This window comes from Bradyrhizobium genosp. A (assembly GCF_049949275.1).
Classification (GTDB): domain Bacteria; phylum Pseudomonadota; class Alphaproteobacteria; order Rhizobiales; family Xanthobacteraceae; genus Bradyrhizobium.
This window is the reverse complement of the sequence record NZ_CP188196.1, coordinates 5010905-5028158: the sequence shown is the minus strand read 5'-3', so window position 1 is coordinate 5028158 and position 17254 is coordinate 5010905. Positions and strand designations below refer to the sequence as shown.

At 62.9% G+C, this 17254-nt stretch carries 12 protein-coding genes; all 12 read left to right on the top strand.

Features of this window, described 5'->3' with window-relative positions; translation table 11 throughout:
• Window positions 1-12: 12 nt before the first annotated feature.
• The 12 genes from ACP2YP_RS23395 to ACP2YP_RS23340 all read left to right on the top strand — a co-directional run bounded on the left by ACP2YP_RS23395 (window position 13) and on the right by ACP2YP_RS23340 (window position 17239).
• A complete protein-coding gene (locus ACP2YP_RS23395) occupies window positions 13-1872 on the top strand; it encodes a ShlB/FhaC/HecB family hemolysin secretion/activation protein (protein ID WP_426418687.1) in 1860 nt (619 codons plus the stop codon).
• The gene (locus ACP2YP_RS23390) at window positions 1873-3840 is read left to right on the top strand and encodes a DUF2341 domain-containing protein (RefSeq protein WP_426418686.1); all 1968 of its coding nucleotides are present in this window, start codon (window positions 1873-1875) and stop codon (window positions 3838-3840) included. It abuts the gene before it with no gap.
• Window positions 3841-3844: 4 nt separating this feature from the next.
• Entirely contained in the window at window positions 3845-4249 is a 405-nt protein-coding gene (locus tag ACP2YP_RS23385) for an ExbD/TolR family protein (RefSeq protein ID WP_426418685.1), read from the top strand.
• Between the two features lie 21 nt (window positions 4250-4270).
• On the top strand, window positions 4271-4981 hold the full coding sequence (locus ACP2YP_RS23380) for an energy transducer TonB family protein (RefSeq protein ID WP_426418684.1): 711 nt from the start codon (window positions 4271-4273) through the stop codon (window positions 4979-4981).
• A gap of 80 nt (window positions 4982-5061) precedes the next feature.
• Window positions 5062-6849 carry a putative porin gene (locus ACP2YP_RS23375; RefSeq protein WP_426418683.1) on the top strand — a complete coding sequence of 596 codons (1788 nt, stop codon included), beginning with the start codon at window positions 5062-5064 and terminating at the stop codon, window positions 6847-6849.
• Window positions 6850-6851: 2 nt separating this feature from the next.
• Window positions 6852-7445, top strand: coding sequence for a hypothetical protein (locus ACP2YP_RS23370; RefSeq protein WP_426418682.1), 594 nt, complete (start codon window positions 6852-6854; stop codon window positions 7443-7445).
• Window positions 7442-8464 carry a peptidylprolyl isomerase gene (locus ACP2YP_RS23365; protein ID WP_426418681.1) on the top strand — a complete coding sequence of 341 codons (1023 nt, stop codon included), beginning with the start codon at window positions 7442-7444 and terminating at the stop codon, window positions 8462-8464. The genes ACP2YP_RS23370 and ACP2YP_RS23365 overlap by 4 nt, the downstream gene beginning before the upstream one ends.
• Window positions 8465-8661: 197 nt before the next feature.
• Window positions 8662-10125, top strand: a complete 1464-nt coding sequence (locus tag ACP2YP_RS23360; RefSeq protein WP_426418680.1) for an undecaprenyl-phosphate glucose phosphotransferase — start codon at window positions 8662-8664, stop codon at window positions 10123-10125.
• 291 nt (window positions 10126-10416) lie between these two features.
• Window positions 10417-12354 (top strand): right-handed parallel beta-helix repeat-containing protein, encoded by a 1938-nt coding sequence (locus tag ACP2YP_RS23355; protein ID WP_426426238.1) that lies wholly within the window; start codon window positions 10417-10419, stop codon window positions 12352-12354.
• A gap of 274 nt (window positions 12355-12628) precedes the next feature.
• Window positions 12629-14392 (top strand): HAD-IIIC family phosphatase, encoded by a 1764-nt coding sequence (locus ACP2YP_RS23350; protein ID WP_426418679.1) that lies wholly within the window; start codon window positions 12629-12631, stop codon window positions 14390-14392.
• A complete protein-coding gene (locus ACP2YP_RS23345; protein WP_426418678.1) occupies window positions 14389-15138 on the top strand; it encodes a carbohydrate deacetylase in 750 nt (249 codons plus the stop codon). The genes ACP2YP_RS23350 and ACP2YP_RS23345 overlap by 4 nt, the downstream gene beginning before the upstream one ends.
• 94 nt (window positions 15139-15232) lie before the next feature.
• Complete coding sequence (locus tag ACP2YP_RS23340; RefSeq protein ID WP_426418677.1) at window positions 15233-17239, top strand: hypothetical protein; 2007 nt, start codon at window positions 15233-15235, stop codon at window positions 17237-17239.
• Window positions 17240-17254 lie beyond the last annotated feature (15 nt).

The following is a 17254-nucleotide window of genomic DNA, read 5'->3' as shown; positions in this document are numbered from 1 at the left end:
GCAGACTGGCGCGTGCCGGTGGGTTCGGGCTGTCCGAACATCATCGCGGTCGGCACAGGCTGGCCGCAATGCGAGAATGATATCGAGGCTGTGGTGAATTCGCGTGGTCTGTATGAGAGGAGCGCGCGTCGTCATGCGCGTCTTCGGTTGCGCGCGGTGCGGAGAGGCCGGTCGGCCGCCGCATGCGCTTCGCAGCTTGTCCTCTGCGGTCTGTTGATCTGCGCGGTCTGTGCGAGGCCCGCGGCTGCGAAGCCCGAGGCCGGCGCCACCAAACCTGCGCCGGCGAAGCCTGCGGAAGGCGCACCGGCAAAGAATGCCACGGAGCCAGCCAAGCCGGCGGCTCCGGAGGCCCATTTCGACATCGACGAGTTTCGCGTCGAGGGCGCGGACAACCTGCCGCAGATCGAGGTCGAGGCCGCGGTCTATCCCTTCCTCGGTCCGAACAAGAGCGCACAGGACGTCGAGAAGGCGCGCGCCGCTGTGGAGAAGGCCTATCACGACAAGGGTCTTCAGACCGTGAGCGTGGGTGTCCCGCAGCAGGATGCCCAACGTGGCTTCATCGTGCTCAAGGTCACCGAGAGCCGGGTCGGGCGTTTGCGCGTCAAGGGCTCGCGCTATTTCGACCTCAAGAACATCAAGGACAACGCTCCCTCATTGAAGGAGGGGACGCTGCCCAATTTCGAGGACGTGACGAAGGACATCGTCGCGCTCAATCGCTGGGCTGACCGGCGCATCACGCCGGCGTTGCGCGCGGGCGTGGCGCCCGGAACGGTCGATGTCGACCTCAATGTCGAGGATACCTTTCCGCTGCACGGCAGTGTCGAGCTCAACAACAAGCAGAGCCCGAGCACCACGCCGCTGCGGACCAGCGTTTCGATGCACTACGACGACCTCTGGCAGCTCGGCCACTCCATGACCTGGACCTACCAGATCGCGCCGATGAATCCGAAGGACGCGATGGTCGTCTCCGGCTCATATCTGGCGCGCACGGAGATCGATTGGCTCAGCATTCTCGTCTACGGCCTGGTCTCGGATAGTTCGGTCGCAACCGTCGGCGGCGCGAACGTCGTCGGTCCCGGCCAGGTGGTCGGCGGGCGCGCGGTGCTGACGCTGCCGTCGAAGGGTGACCTGTTCCAGACCCTGTCGCTCGGCGTCGACTACAAGGATTTCAAGCAATCACTGAAACTGGGCACCGACGCCTTCGACTCGCCCGTGACCTATGTGCCGCTGGTCGCCAGTTACGGTGCGACCTGGCAGGGCGACGGGCACCTCACGCAGCTCAACGCCACGGTCACCGCCGGCCTGCGCGGCATCGGCTCCAGCCGCGACGAGTTCGACGCCAAGCGTTTCGATGCCACCGCGAGCTTCATCACGTTGCACGCCGACATCTCGCACACCCAGGATTTTGCCGGCGGCTTCCAGCTCTACGCAAAACTCCAGGGCCAGGCGGCCGATCAGCCGCTGGTGTCGAGCGAGCAGTTCAGCCTCGGCGGACAGGACACGGTGCGCGGCTATCTCGAATCCGAGGTTCTCGGCGATTACGGCGTCGCCGGGACGCTGGAAATGCGCACACCCAACCTCGCGCAATACCTGCAGCAGACGCTGCCCAATCCGATGGGCGAGCCGATCAAGTACAATGCGTTCGACGAGTGGCGCTTCTTTGCCTTCGTCGACGGCGCCAACGCCAGGATCCATGAGCCGTTGACCGACCAGCAGTCGCATTTCGACCTCGCGAGCTATGGCGTCGGCATGCGCATGAAGGCGCTTCGTTACTTCAACAGCATCGTTTTCGTCGGCATGCCGCTGACCAGCCAGCAGGTCACTGTCGCCAACCATCCACGGTTCAGCTTTCGGGTCTGGGGAGAATTCTAGATGTCGCTCCTTCGCTTTGGATCACGGCGCCGATACGGCGTGAGCGCACCGCTGATGCTGCTTCTCGTTCTCGCGGCCGTGCTGTGGCCGAAGCCTGCGTCGGCGTGGTGGAACGATCAGTGGACGTTGCGCAAGAAGATCACGATCGACACCGGCCAGTCCGGCGCCGGGATCAGCGACGCCATCGGCACGGCGCCGATCCTGGTGCGGCTGCATGTTGGCAATTTCCGCTTTGGCGCGGCCAAGGAGGACGGCGGCGATCTTCGCTTTATCGCGGGCGACGACAAGACGCCGCTGAAGCATCATGTCGAGAAATACGATTCACTGCTCGGCGAGGCATTGGTGTGGGTCAGCGTTCCTGACCTGAAGCCGGGCACGAAGAACGACATCTGGCTCTACTACGGAAACCAGAAGGCGCCGGCTGCGGTCGATGCCAAGGGGACCTACGATCCGGACACCCTGCTGGTCTATCATTTCAACGATCGCGGAACGCCGGCGCAGGACATCACGGCCTGGGCGAACTCGGCACAGAATGCGGTGCCGGCAGCTGACGGCGCCATCATCGGGCAGGGCGCGCGCCTCGACGGACAGACCGCGATCGCACTTCCCGGATCGCCGTCGCTCGTGCTTGCCGAGGGCGGCGAGCTGACCTGGTCGCTCTGGCTCAAGATGACCGCGCCGCAGCCGGGGGCCGTGCTGTTCTCTCGTACCGAAGGTGCGAACGGGCTCACCGTCGGACTGGACAACGGTGTCGCGTTCGTCGAAGTCGCAAATGGCGGCAATACGCAGCGGAGCGCCGGCGGCGCGGCGATCACGGCTGGCGGCTGGCATCAGATCGCCTTCACGGCGAAGGGCGGACAGATCACGCTCTATGTCGATGGCAATCAGGCCGCGACACTGGCCGCAAGCCTGCCCACCATGACAGGCGTAGCGCAGCTCGGCGCGGCTGCGGCAGCTCCGGCCGCGGCTCCGGCCGCGGCTGCTCCGGCGGCCGACGCAGCGGCGGCTCCTGCCGCGGGAGATGCTGCACAAGCGCCGGCGCCCGCGGCTGCACCGGCGGCCCCGGCTACGGGATTTGCCGGCGACGTCGATGAATTCCAGATCGCGAAGGTCGCGCGTCCGGCCGGCTTCATCAAGCTGGGTGCGATCGGGCAGGGGCCTGACCAGGCCAAGCTGATCTCGTTCAGCGTCGACGAGGAGACCTCGGGCTGGTTCAGCGGCGGCTATTTCGGCGTGATCCTGCGCTCGGTGACGCTCGACGGCTGGGTCGTCATCGGGCTGCTCGGCATCATGGCGTTCATCAGCTGGTACGTCATGGTCGATCGCATCTCGTATCTGAACCGGGTCACTCGAGGCAACGAGCTTTTCCTCGGGCATTTCCGCGAGACCTCGACCGATATCGGCGGGCTGCTTCAGCTCGACAGCGAGGAGAACGATCCAAGCTTCGGCGGCGAGATGGGCAAGAAGCAGCGCAAGTCGGTCCACGCCGCGCCGCTCTACCGTCTGTTCGCAGCCGGTGCGAAGGAGATCCGGCGGCGCTTTGCGGGTGGCGGCTATCGCCGGCTGTCGCCGCAGGCGATCCAGTCGATCCGCGCCGTGCTCGACAGCGGCTTCGTGCGGGAGAGCCAGCGCCTCAACCGCTTGATGGTGATGCTGACCATCGCGATCTCCGGCGGTCCGTTCCTCGGACTGCTCGGCACCGTCGTCGGCGTCATGATCACCTTTGCGGCGATCGCGGCCTCCGGCGACGTCAACGTCAACGCGATCGCGCCGGGCATCGCGGCCGCGCTGGTCGCCACCGTCGCCGGCCTCGGCGTCGCGATCCCCTCGCTGTTTGCCTACAACTACCTGACGATCCGCATCAAGGACGTCTCCAGCGAGATGCAGGTCTTCGTCGACGAATTCATCACGCGGATCGCGGAGTCCTACGAGCTTCCGGATGAGCCGGTGAAGCAGGCGGCGGAGTGAACCCATGCAAGTCCAGTCCGAAAACAAGCCGTACGACGACATCAACATCACGCCGATGCTCGATCTCGCTTACGTGCTGCTTGTGATCTTCATCATCATGACCACGGCGACCGTGCAGGGCATGAAGGTGAACCTGCCGAAGGCGAGCGCGGCGCCGAGCCTCGCGCAGCAGACCACCAAGGCGATCACGGTCGCCAATGACGGCAAGCTGTTCCTCGACACGATCCCGGTGACGCTGCCCGAGCTCGAGCAGCGGCTGGTGCAGCAGCGCGCGTTGACGCCGGAATTTCCGATCGTCGTGCGCGGCGACGCTCAGACCCAGTACCAGAACGTCGTCGACGTGCTCGACATGCTCGGCCGCCTCAACTTCACCCAGGTCGGCATGGCGACCAAGCCGGTGGCACGGTGAACAAGAGCGCATGTAACGCCGATGGATCAGCGCGACACCACCGAGGAGAACGAAGGACCGGCCTGGCGGCGCTATCTGCTGCTGGGCGGCGGCGGTCTGTTGGTGCTCGCGTTGATGGTCGGCGGCATCATGGTTCTCTTGAGCGGCGACAAGAACCCGCCGCGCAAGGTGAACGAGCTCCAGGTGACGATGATCGTGCCGCCGCCACCTCCGCCTCCACCACCGCCGCCGGAGCAGCAGCCCGAGCAGAAGATGGTCGAGCAGACCCCAGTGAAGCAGGAGATGATCGAGGAGAAGCCGGTCGACATCCCGAAGGAAGCGCCGCCGGATGCGCCCGACACGCCGATGGACAGCCCGCCCTCGATCGAAGCCAACACGGCTGGGCCCGGCACGTTGAAGGGCGGCAAGGGCGGACTGATCGGCGGCGGAGGAGGCGGCGGTGGCGGCGGCAGCAAATGGGGTTGGTATGCCAGCATCGTGCAGGCGCAGATCGAGGCGGCGCTGCGTGCGAACGACAAGACGCGTCACGCCGTGATGCGGGTCAGGGTTCGGTTATGGCCGGATCCGACCGGCCGGATCACGCGTGTGCAGCTGGTGTCCTCGACCGGCAACAGCGAGCTCGACACGGTGATCCGCGACCAGGTTCTCAGCGGCATGACGTTGCGCGAGCCGCCGCCGAAGGAAATGCCGATGCCGATCGTGATGCAAGTCACGGCGCATAGTCCGGGGTGAGGAGAGGGCGGAACGGCGAGAGCCGTCGTCGCAAACGAGTTTAAGAGTGAAGAAGGGTTGATGCCATGTGGCGTGTAGAGATGACGAAGCGACAGCTTGCGGGGACCGCAGCCATCCTGCTTGCGCTTTCCGGCACCGCCTCGGCCCAAGACGATACTCCATCGGGCAAACGTCCGACGGTGTCGCGCGACGCGCCGCCATCATCGAACGCGACCGTCAACCTGATCAATCTGCTGGTGAAGCAGGGCACGCTCAGCGAAGACCAGGCGGCGGCCCTGATCAAGCAGGCGGATGACGAGGCCTATGTCGCCCGTCAGGCGACGCGCGATGCCACCACGAAAGCGGAAGGTGCCGAGAAGGCGGCTACGACCGCGACGGATGCGGTCTCGCCGCCCGGCACCAAGCGCGTCACTTACGTCCCCGAGATCGTCAAGAAACAGCTGCGCGACGAAATTCGCGCTGAGGTCATGGCGAAGGCGGAGAAGGAGAACTGGGCGTCGCCCGGCAAATATCCGGAATGGGCGCAGCGCATCCGGTTCTACGGCGACATCCGCGCGCGGTACGAGGGCGATCATGTCCCGGCAGGTAACCTGCCGCTCGAAAATTACAACGCGATCAACACGGGCAACCCGTTCCTCGAGGACAATGGCAACGCCGTCAACCCCTATTTCCCGCCGACCTACAACACGACCCAGGATCGAAACCGTTTCCGCTTCCGCGCCCGGCTTGGCGCCGACGTCGATCTGTATGACGGCTTCTCGGCGGGCCTGCGGATCGCGACGGGGGATAGCAGCTCACCGGTTTCCACCAATCAGACCTTTGGCGGCAATGGCGGGGACTTCTCGAAATACGCACTGTGGCTCGACCGCGCCTTCATCAAGTACCAGCCCGTGCAGGATTTCGTGGGCTCGGTCGGCCGGTTCGACAACCCGTTCTGGTCGCCGACCGATCTCGCTTGGTACAAGGAGCTCGGCTTCGATGGATTTGCGATCCAGGCCAGGCATGAAGTCGACGAGGGCTTCACACCCTTCTTCGTCGGTGGCGCCTTTCCGATCTTCAACACCGATTTGAACGCGGGGCTCAACACCGCCACCTTGAACGGGCCGATCAAGTCTCCTAGCCGCGACAGATGGCTGTTCGGCGCGCAGACCGGCTTCGGCGCCAGGTTTGATCCCGAGACCAACCTGACAATGGCGGTGGCCTATTACGACTTCACGAATATGCGGGGCAAACTCTCCAGCACCTGCTTGGTCGTCAGCGTCAGCGATAGCTGCGACACCGATTTGTTGCGTCCCTTGTTTGCGCAGAAGGGCAACACCTACATGCAGCTGCGCAATATTCCGTCAGTGACGACACCCGTCACCACGCTGAACTATCAGTACTACGGTCTTGCCAGCGACTTCCGGCCCGTTGTCGCCAGTGCCCAGCTCGACTTCTCCCAGTTCAATCCGATCCACATTATTCTCGATGCGGAATACGTCTGGAACACGGCGTTCGATCGTGCCGCCATCTCTGCCGTCGCGGTCAATAACTTCGCACCCACGTCAAGTGGCGCGCCAGGCCCATTCAACGGTGGTAACCAGGGCTGGCTCGCACGCCTCACTGTGGGTGACAAAGAGATCAAGCATCTCTGGGATTGGAACGCGCATGTCGGCTACAAATATCTGGAATCGGATGCGACGGTCGATGCATTCGTCGATTCCGATTTCGGGCTCGGCGGCACCAACCTCAAGGGTTACTTCATCGGCGGCAATGTCGGCCTCGGCGAGAATGTCTGGGCCACGATGCGCTGGATGAGCGCCAACAGCATTGCCGGGCTGCCTTACGCCGTCGACGTCGTCCAGCTCGATCTCAACGCGAGGTTCTGATCATGCGGCTGTTGCGTGTTTCCTCCCTGGTCGCATTGGGGTTGATGGTCTCCTCGATCGCGCATGCGGACCAGGAAGGCGATCGTCTGCGCGAAGCGTTGCGAACCGCCACCGCGCAGGCGAGGGCGGCGGAAGATCAGCGTGCCGCGCTCCAGGCCAAGCTGACGGCGGCCGAGCAGGAACGTGAGCGTCTGCGCAAGCAGAATGAAGCGTTCCGCGCTCAGGTCAAGGAGGCGGAGCAGGCCTATCGCCAGGCCGTGAAGGACTTCAACGAGCGCCTCACCGAGCGCGACGATTCACTCGAGAAGTGGAAGGTCGCCTATGGCGAGGCGGCGGGCGTGGCGCGGGCCAAGGATGCCGAGCGCGCCAAGTTCGAGGCCGAAGCAACCGCGTTCAAGGCGAGCACCAAGGCCTGCGAGGCCAGGAACGTTCAGCTTGTGAAGACCGCCAACGAGGTCGTGACCAAATACGAGGCGATGGACCCGTTCGAGAAGGTCCTCGACCACGATCCCGTATTCGGGTTGAAGCGGGTCGAGCATCAGAACGCCGCCCAGGACTACCGTGACAAGATCATCGAACAGAAGGCCAAGCCATGACCCATGATGCATTCAAGACCGCCATGCTTGCGGGCGCGCTCTTCGTTGCGACCTCGTCCGTGGCCGTGGCCCAGACCCGCAACGCGCCGCAGCCGACGCCGACACCCGTGCGCCCCGCTCCGGCGGCTTCCGCGCGGCCGCCAACCATGGAGGAGACATCGGGCGTGGCGAAGGGCAGCGAGGTCATTGCGCGGGTCGGCGACAGCGACGTCACGGCGGAACAGGTGCGTGCGACGATCGAGCTGCTCGATGCGCGCCAGCAGGCCGCATTAGCACGCGATCCGGCTCTGCTCAGCCAGACGGTGCGGGCGATCCTCGCCAATCGCCTTGTGCTCAAAGAGGCGATGGCCAAGAAATGGGAGCAGCAGCCGGCCGTCGTTGACCAGCTTGCTCGCGCGCGCGAAAGCCTGATCGTCGAGAGCTATCTCCAATCCGTGACGGCACCGCCGGACAGTTTCCCGAGTGAAGCCGAGATCAAAAGCGTGTATGAGGCCAACGCCAGCGCGCTGCTCGTCCCGCGCCGGTTCCGCCTGGCCCAGATCCTGGTCGCCGTGCCGAAGGATGCGGACAAGGCCGCCGAGGACGCCGCGCGAAAGAAACTCGATGACGTCGTGAAGAAGGTCAAGCAGTCCGGCGCGGATTTCGGAGCGATCGCGCGTAGCTCATCCGAAGAGTCTGTGTCGTCGGAGCGTGACGGCGAGATCGGCTGGGTGAACGAGCCCGATCTGCGCGGCGAAATTCGCGGCCAGGTCACGGGACTGCCGAAATCAGGCGTCACCGATGCCATCCGGCTCGATGACGGCTGGCACATCGTGAAGCTGTTGGATACTGAGCCAGCCCACACGCGGCCGTATGCGGAGGTAAGGGACGCGCTGGTACAGCGCATGCGAGCTGAACGCGTCGAGGCCAATCGTCGCGCCTATGTGACGGAATTGCTCAAGCAAACCCCGCCGGTTGTGAACGAAATCGCGCTGTCGAAACTGCTCCAGACAAAGTCCGAGGTGCAGCCGGCGCGTTAGCGCGCGCGCCAGAGCACGTGCCGGGCTCGATCCAGCGAGCCCGGCTGTATTATGCCAGAATCCGCGCTGGATCCGGCAGTTTTGCGTAACGTCGGGTCGGGGCAACCGCAACGCGCGCAGCGTTAATCAATGGTTAAATATCATAATTATGATATATATAATGTGTTACCCAGGAGCACCATTGGAGTTGGCGTTCCGTGACCGACGCAACCGACCGAAGTGACGCAACCGAACCGTCGGCAACCTTCGAGAGCCCATCAAGGCCTCGCATCAGCGTCCCGTTCGGCTTGATCGAGCCGCTGTTCGCGTTGACCGATGTTCTGGTCATCGTTGCGGCAGGCTCCTTGAGTGGCCTGCTCTATCAGGGCGTTCTCAGCGCCGGAACCGGCGATCCCCGCGTCTATGCGGGCTTGGGATTGGTGGTGAGCCTTGCCTTTGTCCTCGCGGCGCATTGTCTTGGTCTCTATCAGCTGAACGAACTGCTCGAGCGAGAGCAGGACAGCGGGCGGGTCTGGACCTGCTGGAGCATCGCCATTCCGGTTCTCGTCGTCATCCTGTTTCTTTTCAAATCCGTTGCGGAGGCCTCGCGCGGCTCGATCGTTTGCCTTTTCGTCCTTGGAGGGATCGGTCTCGTTGTTGTGCGGCGACTGGCCAAGCGGCGCCTGCGCGTGGCTCTGATGACAGGCGCGATTCGCGGCCGGCGGGCGATCGTGATTGGAACGAAAAGCGAGTTGGCTTCCTTCGCGCAGCGCGATCTTCTGGTCAGGTTCGGTCTTGACGAAGTCGGACGCGTCATCTTGCCGAGCACTGAACGAGGAAACCCGCCCAAATCGAAGGCGTACGCCGAAACGGTGCTGGATCGTGTGCGGGAGGCCGCGGCAGAGGAGATCGTCCTCGCACTGTCGTGGTCACAGACGGAAGACATTGAAATGCTCCTCGATCGGTTAAGGGGGCTCCCACTTCCGGTGCGCCTGCTTCCCGATCGTGCGGTGTCGACGGTGCTCCAGCGCCAGACCTCGATGCTGCAGCGATTGTATATGGTCGAATTGCAGCGCACCCCTCTGACCGCGCTCGAGCGTGGGGTAAAGCGGCTCCTTGACGTGACGGTCGCCGCGACTGCGCTGGTGATGCTTACGCCGCTGTTGTTCCCAGCGGCAATTGCGATCAAGCTTGAATCACGTGGGCCAGTCATCTTCCGGCAGCAACGCCATGGCTTCAATGGCCGGTCCTTTACCATCTACAAGTTGCGGACCATGAAGGTACTGGAGGACGGCACTGCCGTGGTGCAGGCCACAACAAGCGATCCACGTGTCACTCGCGTCGGACGCATCCTCCGCTACACCAGCATCGACGAACTGCCCCAATTGTTGAACGTCCTTCAGGGGCATATGTCCCTCGTCGGGCCACGTCCGCACGCCTTGATCCATGACTACGAGTACGGACGCATGATTGCGAACTATTCGTTCCGCCATCACGTGAAGCCGGGAATCACGGGCTGGGCGCAGGTGCACGGTTATCGAGGCGGTACGCCACGACTAGAGCTCATGGAGCGGCGAATTGCGCTGGATCTTTGGTATATTGATAATTGGAGCGTTGCGCTCGATATCAGGATCATATTGAGAACTTTTTTTGAAGTGATCCGGGCGCACAATGCGTATTGACGGGACAGGTTTCAAGTCGCACATCATCATTGACTATCGCTCATTCGATGTAGTTGCCACGCCGGGCTAGTTTCGCAAGCAACAGTCCTGCAGGCATTCCGCAGCGTGCCATCTGCGATGGAGCCAGCCGTCTCGCCTGGTGGTTCTCGCCAGTCTCTATTGAAGAGGCTATTTAACCCCAAGCCAGGATGGATCGGCTTCCATTGCATACCACCTTGACCGCCGGCCTGCGCGCCGTTCGGTGATAAGACATGTGAGGGTTTGGAAGAGATGTTATCCCGACGATTGATCGTGTCTGCACCGTCGATCGCCCTGTGGGCGTTGCTCGCGACCGCTGGTTCATCGGTCGGCGGCGAGGCGGTCCGGGCCGATCGGCAGCCGCAGCGGCTGTTGGTTGCTCCCGACGGGGCGACTAACCCGCGCCGGTCGCCGGACGGACCCCTGGGCTTGAGCGCCGCGCTGGAGGAAGCCGCCAGACGGCGCGTTTCCGATTCCGCGACGCTGCTTGAGGTCGAATTGCAGGCTGGAACCTATTTCCTGGACAAGCCTATCGTTATCGACGCGGGCCTCGCAGGCGAAGGGGGGATCACGCTCAAGGCAAAGCCCGGTGCCGACGTGCGCCTCGTCGGCTGGAAAAAAGTCGAGAGCGTCATCCCTCCGGCGAAGCATATCGAAGACCAACTCCCCGCGATCGCGCGCGGCAAGATAAGATATTACTCCCTGCCGCAATCCGAATTTCCCGATCTTGGAATGGAACTGCCGCGAGGGCACTCGCTCCCTCGTCATGCGGCGGAGATGGAGTTCTTCGTCGGCGACACGCCCTTGACCCCGGCCCGGTGGCCCGCCTCTGGCTATTCAGAAATCGAGCGCGGCGTCGATAGATCGCGGGTGGTGATCCGCGACGCGCCGGTCTCCGCCGTTGCCGGCCGCACCGACGTCTGGTTCGCGGGATTTCCCGGCGTCGAGTGGGGTTACCAGCGTGTCCAGGTCGCTGATGTCGACGCCGTCTCGGGCGTCATCCGGACAGGACGTCCGTTCGACTATCCACCGAGATGGCGCGATTTTGCCGCGCTGGAGGGCCCGCCAAGCCTGTTCAGCGCGCCCAACCAGTTCTATCTCGACCGCGCCAATCGCGTTCTGGCGGTCTGGGCGCCCGTCAATGACGCGCGGACCATCCAGGCATCCGTCCTGAACAACGCGGTCGTCATTACGGGCGCGCGACACGTGCGGATCGAAGGGATCGGCGTGCTGGGCGTGCGCGGCGACGCCATCCGGGTCGTCAACAGCGACGACGTGCAATTAGATCATATCCAGGTGGCGGACACCGGGATGCGCGGGGTCGCCGTCGAGGGCGGTCGCGACTTTCTGCTCCAGAACTCCGTGATCCACGATACCGGCGACGAAGGCGCTTGGGTCACCGGTGGGGACCGGCAAAACCTCGTCTCCGCTGGGCACAGAATCCTCTCCAACATTCTGTTTCGCTTCGGGCGGCGCATCCGCAGCGGACGGGATGGAATCCGGATCGATGGCGTCGGAATCGTCGTCGAAGGCAATGTCCTCAGCGACGCGCCGTCTCAGGCGATCGGCTTCCAGGGCAACGATCATCTCATCCGGCACAACGACATCTCGCGCACCATGTCCGAGTGTGGCGACTGCGCGGCGATCTACACGGGGAGGGACTGGAGCGCGCGCGGCACCTGCATCGACGGCAACGTCATCCACGGAATTACGCCGGCACCCAATCGGGACGTGAACGGCATTTACCTCGACGATGCCGCAAGCGGCATCGTCGTCTGGCGCAACGTGATCGCGAGCCTACGGCGGGGAATCCTGGTTGGCGGCGGCCGCGATAATATCGTCATGGAAAATACGATCACCGATGCAGATCAGTTCGGGGTCCTGCTCGACGGGCGCGGCTTGAGCTGGGCCAAAGCCTCGGTGAACGATCCGTCATCCGAGATTCGCCGCAGGCTCGTCGCGGTTCCCTACGACCGGGAGCCCTACCGCTCGCGCTATCCGCATCTGGCCGAACTGCTGCAGGAGCAGCCCGGACAACCGAAGTACAATCTGATTTCCGGAAACACGTTCTTTCGCGGCGCGGGTGTGGTGCTGGAGGATCCGTCACTGGGCGCGCTGTTGCTGACCACGCCACAGAGACTGAGCGAGGTGAATGGGCAGACCTGCCCGCCGCAATCTATTCCCGGCCGTCGCGATCCACCGGCTGAATGATCGACACAAAGCCTCATCTAGGTGCCTTTGGAAGGCGGGTCGGCCTACGACCATTACGGGACGTGATAAGTACGGGACGTGATAAGCATGTGAGTCGCTATGTTAGCAGTCATCTCAATGACAAGTTTCTCTACTATGCCTCGATGAGGCGCTGGTACTTCCAGCGCGCCTCGGGGCAGGTCGGGTAACGGACATGTATCAGTCTGAATGGGCGCGGGCAGACATCTCGGCGAGCACCGAGGAGCCAATCCCGGAAATTCGCTCGCGTCTCCCCGTGACAGATGTGGCTGGCGTGATGCTGCTGCACTGGCAGGAGCACTGCGTCGAATGCGCCGTGCCGCAATGCTATTCGACGTGCCGCCTGTACGTTCCCCGTGGCGACGGGCGTTGTGCGCGATTTGCCTATGGTATCGTTCGTAACACCGCCGCCAGCGGCGGGCTCGGCTTCGGCGCCGACATTCGCTTCCGCCGCTGGGCCAAGCTCGAGACCGAACTGACCGGCTGCCTGGTCTCGACCCGGGCGCAGCAGGTGATCGAGCGGTTCGACGATGCCGCCGTCGCCATGGCGAATGTGACCCATTCGGCGGTCAAGCATATCGATGCGGCGAACAGCGTCTCCCATGACCTCCTGGCCAAGCTGCGCAGTCGGGTCTTTCGTCATTTGGGCCGGGCCAACGATCAATACAACGCCTTTGTCATCGAATGCTTTAGCCCGGAAAGCTCGCGGTTTCGCTTGGCGCTCAATTTGCGGGTCGACGGTGCGACCATCTTCCGCCATGCGGTCGAGGTGGCGCCGGGATCGAACTTCTTCTCCATTCCCGTGCCTCTTCCGCGCGACCTCGCCGATAAGGAATATTTTCTGACGATTGAGCCTGAAGTCGAGCACGAGGTTCGGCTGATCTTCACATGGCTTGATTTCGTCGTCCTGCGCCAGGGCGCGAGCCTCCCGGTTGTTGGTGGAGAGGTGCGCGGGCCGGCGCGCAAGGTCAAATGCGTCGCCTGGGATCTCGACAACACGCTGTGGCAGGGCATCCTCGTCGAGGACGGAGCGGCCAACCTCAAGCTGCGACCGGAGGCCGTCGAGCTGATCAAGCAACTCGACGCCCGTGGCATCATTCAGACTGTCGTCAGCAAGAACAATCACGACGACGCCATGGCGGTCATCGCCGATTTTGGCTTGAGCGACTATTTCCTCTATCCGGCGATCAACTGGGGCCAAAAAAGCGGCAACCTGCAACAGATCGCCGATCGTCTCAACATCAACATCGACACCTTCGCGCTGATCGACGACTCTCCCTTCGAGAGGCAGGAGGTCGGGACCGCGTTGCCGATGGTGCGGGTCTATTCGGAGCAGGGCCTCGAATCCGTGCTTGACCGGCCGGAGTTCGATGTGCCCGTGACGTCGGCCAGCCGCCAGCGGCGGCTGTCCTATCTCACCGAGGTGCATCGCGATCGCGCCCGCGAGGTCTTCGCGGGCGATTATCTCGACTTCCTCCGCTCATGCGCGATAAAACTGCGCATCTTCAAGCCATCGACCGCCGCGGAGACCTTGCGCTGCCTCGAGTTGATCGAACGCACCAATCAACTCAACCTCTCCGGCCGGAGTTACGACGCGGAGGCGTTTGACCGGCTTCTCCGCGCTCCCGGGAATCTCTGCCTTGCCATGGAATGCGAAGATCGCTTCGGCAACTATGGGATCGTCGGATTTGCAAGCGTCGTCGAGGACGCAGGGCAACCCATGCTGCTGGACTTCGTCATGTCCTGCCGCGTGGCACAGAAGCGCGTCGAACATTGCGTGTTCGGCTGGCTGGCGCGCCGCGCGCGCGAACGCGGACATCGAAAGCTGCTGGCCGATCTGCGGCCGACGTCCAAGAACAAGCCGCTGCTCAAGGTGTTCGAGGACATGCGCTTCTCGACCGAGAAGGAGGAAGCAGGCAGAGTCCTCCTGGCGCTCGATCTTGCAACTGCCGACCTTGAGAACGGGGCCGTGATTGCCCTGGATGCGAGCGATTTGGCCGGCGACAAAGTCGCCGCATGAGGCGCCTGATCGTCAACGCCGACGATCTTGGGTACGACCGCGTCGTGAACGAGGATATTTTTCGGCTGATCGAAGCCGGGAGCGTTACTTCCGCGACCATCCTTGCGAACGGGCCGGCGGTGGAGGCCGCGGCGGCCCGGCTCCAGGACTTCCCGCAGGCTTCGTTCGGGGTTCACCTCAACGTCACCGAATTTCCGCCATTGACGCGCAGTGGCGCGCTCGATGCCTTGTGCGACGAGAGCGGCGCGCTGGCAACCGGCTGGACCAGGAATATGGCGCTGAGCGGCGAGACGAGGAACGCGGTGTTCCGTGAATGGTGCGCGCAGGTCGAGCGCGCTCGCGACCTGCGCGTACCAGTGTCGCATCTCGACTCGCACCATCACGTCCATACCCATCCGGCGCTGTTCGCGGTTTTCAAGCGCGTTCAGTTCCGCTTCAACATCCGTAAGGCGCGCCTGAGGCGCAACATCTTCAACCTCGGCCGCCGGCGACCAGGAATACAGGCGGCCACGACCGCGTGGAACCTGGCGTTCACTGCGATCGTTTCCACGCGCACGACAGACGCCTTCACCGAGTTTGCTACGCTTTATGAGCGGGTTGTCGCCGGGTACTCATGGACCGGCACGGTCGAGCTCATGTGCCATCCAGGCAGTCCGCTGTTTGCCGATGAGACGCGTCTGCTCGAGGGCGACTGGAGAGGCGTCCTCGGGCGCGACGTGACCATGATCAGTTATCTTGACCTCTAATTTAATACTGGCGGGTCAGCGCTACCGCAGCTGAATGATATCAAAATGATATAACATTGAGCATATTATGTTAATTGCAGATCGCAGGGGCCGAATGGAAGTGGGTGCGGGAATCTCGAACGGCGGCGAGCGGATTTTCCCTCTCAAGAGCGTCATCGAACGTATCCGAGCCCATTCAATCACCGGATCGAGGAGAAGCACGAAGCTGGCGATGTCGACCATGCTGATCCGACTTGGCCTACTGCTTGGGATATCGTTTCTGAGTGCAACCGCCTCGGCCCAGTCACCGATTCCTCTCTCTTATTTCGGAATGCACATTCTAAGCGATTCCAGTCCGTGGCCGACGCTTCCAATCGGCTCGCGCCGCATGATAATCAATGTGAATTGGTGGGATATCAGCGTCGGCCCTGGTCAATACGATTGGACAGCTTTCGACGCCATCGTGGCGAGATCGGCGACGAATGGCGCCGACGTTGTTTTCAATCTGGGGGGCTCCCCGTCCTGGGCGTCGTCCAATCAAAGCGCGGGTCCATGTGCGTGGGGCTTTAATGGAAACTGTGTGGCGCCCCAGAAGGAATTTTGGACAGCCTGGATCTCAGCGGCGGTGAGTCACGCCGCCGGGAGGGTGAAATTCTGGGAAATATGGAACGAGCCGAACGACAGCGGCTTTTGGAGGGGCGATATCCCGACGATGGTGGCGTTGGCGCAGGAAGCCTATCAGACTATAAAGAGTATCGATCCAACTGCGAAGGTCTTGACGCCGGCGGTTTATTCCGATCCGACGGGCGGTACGATTGCGACCGACGGCGTCGCGTGGATGATGGAGTTTCTCAGGCTGTGCAGGACAACCGCTCAGCCGTGTGCGGACATTCTGGCCTATCATGGCTATCCGGTGAATTGGGCGGAGCTCGGAGACCAGACGCTCATGAGCCAGCGCATCATCCAGACCGGTCAGGGCAATGTCTATGTGGGCGTCATCGATCCGGCGAGCTATCCGCTCCTTGCCGAACAGGCCATCATCGACGTCCAGAAATACAAGAACATCGCCGCGACCTACCGCCTCGAAGCCGTGTGGAGCACCGAGGGTGGCCTTGGTGTCTGGCTTAAGAACAACTACGGAACCAACGGACAGCTCCCGTCCTGTCAGGCGGTGGACTGCCTGACGAATCCCAATTATCTACAAAATCGGCAACTGTCCGCCGAGTACGCCGTCAAGACAACCATGCTGATGCAGGCCGGCGGGCTGGCGCGCTCCTACTGGTATGCCTACGATAATATCGCCCTCGGTTATCTCTGGGGCGGGCAGGGAACGAGTCTCAACGCGGCCGGAACAGCCTACGCCCTGCTGGGCCAGTTCGTCGGTACGACGCCGGCCCAACCGATCGCGCGCCAAGCCGGCCCGAATCGGATCAGCAACCCCACCGCAAGCGGAGCCGTGATCGGCGGATCGGCCCCCACGTCCTGGCGGGTGATTGCCGCTGATGGTCTCGCGATCAGCGTCGTCAACGTCGCGGGCGACGCTGTCGACTTCCAGATCCAGGGGACGCCGACGACCACGCGTACTTTTGCCCGGATCGAATTCGAGACCCCCGGCGCGATCGACTCCGAGCCCGGCACGCAATGGTTCGGCAGCTTCAACCAGAGCCTGATCAAGGGATCGTACAACAACCTCACGGTCTGGACCGGCCTCGTCGAGTACAATGGCTCTCAGCAACCGATAACCTTCACCGGTGGCCAGAATGCCCCGGCGACGTCGTTGGACTATACGCTCCAGCAGAATCCGATCATGGCGATCACCAAGAGCCCAGATTGCCGGTCGGTGGTCCCGACGGTTGCGTTCGGCTACGGCGCGGAACAACCGGTCGACATCACCCTCCGACTGGCCCGGCCGAGTTTCGACAATGGCACCACCTGGCAGGGGACCTATAGGCGCGCGGACGGATCCTCCGTGATACTGGCCTGGGACTCGAGCGGAAACCCGACGGTTCTTCCGCTCAATCCGGGCTATCGCCGATACCAGGATGTGTCGGGTAACATCAATCCGATCTCCGGCAACCAGGTCACGCTGACCAACTCGCCGATATTCATCCTCAAGCCGTGATTGGTTCGAGCGCTT

Coding starts and splice junctions, on each gene's coding strand:
- ACP2YP_RS23380 (WP_426418684.1), top strand. CDS start 4,271: ATGGATCAGCGCGACACCACCGAGGAGAACGAAGGACCGGCCTGGCGG.
- ACP2YP_RS23390 (WP_426418686.1), top strand. CDS start 1,873: ATGTCGCTCCTTCGCTTTGGATCACGGCGCCGATACGGCGTGAGCGCA.
- ACP2YP_RS23365 (WP_426418681.1), top strand. CDS start 7,442: ATGACCCATGATGCATTCAAGACCGCCATGCTTGCGGGCGCGCTCTTC.
- ACP2YP_RS23385 (WP_426418685.1), top strand. CDS start 3,845: ATGCAAGTCCAGTCCGAAAACAAGCCGTACGACGACATCAACATCACG.
- ACP2YP_RS23370 (WP_426418682.1), top strand. CDS start 6,852: ATGCGGCTGTTGCGTGTTTCCTCCCTGGTCGCATTGGGGTTGATGGTC.
- ACP2YP_RS23375 (WP_426418683.1), top strand. CDS start 5,062: ATGACGAAGCGACAGCTTGCGGGGACCGCAGCCATCCTGCTTGCGCTT.
- ACP2YP_RS23345 (WP_426418678.1), top strand. CDS start 14,389: ATGAGGCGCCTGATCGTCAACGCCGACGATCTTGGGTACGACCGCGTC.
- ACP2YP_RS23340 (WP_426418677.1), top strand. CDS start 15,233: ATGGAAGTGGGTGCGGGAATCTCGAACGGCGGCGAGCGGATTTTCCCT.